We start from the raw sequence: 215 nt of genomic DNA on the forward strand, positions 1-215 counted from the left end.
CGGCCTGGTCACTTCGTACGTTCCAGCGGTGGTTGGCCTCATCGATGAAGATGGCAGCCACGTCGCCTTCCAGCAGAAGACCAGCTACTACCTAGCGACAGACGGAAGTGGTGATCGTGCGGACCGCACCAATGACGGCTGGATTGTCAGCAGGCGCGGTGAAGTCCTGCGCTTCAATCGAATGGGGCTGCTCCAGCGGCGTGAATTCGAAGACG

Annotated in this window: 1 protein-coding gene; it reads left to right on the top strand. The window is 60.0% G+C overall.

What is annotated here, in order from left to right:
- A partial coding sequence (locus IAE56_RS21195; protein ID WP_234456251.1) for a hypothetical protein occupies positions 1-215 on the top strand: 215 nt, incomplete at both ends.

Origin of the sequence: Stenotrophomonas sp. S41 (assembly GCF_016624625.1) — a bacterium.
Lineage (GTDB): Bacteria > Pseudomonadota > Gammaproteobacteria > Xanthomonadales > Xanthomonadaceae > Stenotrophomonas.